Genomic DNA, 234 nt, shown 5'->3' with positions numbered 1-234 from the left:
AAAACATTTTTAAAATTAATCTTTCGATTAAATTTACTAGTCAGCTTTCCAGATTGTTAAAGAACATGTAATCATCGTTAGATAACCACTTTCTAATCACATTCATTACTTTGAATGTATTTAGAAAGTGGTGGAGCTATGCGGGATCGAACCGCAGACCTCCTGCGTGCAAGGCAGGCGCTCTCCCAGCTGAGCTATAACCCCAACGATTTAAAAGACTATACCATCACTTTT

At 37.6% G+C, this 234-nt stretch carries 1 tRNA gene; it reads right to left on the bottom strand.

Annotated features, from left to right (window positions below):
• Positions 1–128: 128 nt before the first annotated feature.
• Positions 129–204, bottom strand: a tRNA-Ala gene (locus VXS03_RS20225).
• Between the last annotated feature and the right edge of the window lie 30 nt (positions 205–234).

It is taken from the genome of Photobacterium sp. S4TG1 (genome assembly GCF_036040035.1).
GTDB lineage: Bacteria > Pseudomonadota > Gammaproteobacteria > Enterobacterales > Vibrionaceae > Photobacterium.
This window is presented reverse-complemented; position numbering and strand designations above follow the sequence as displayed.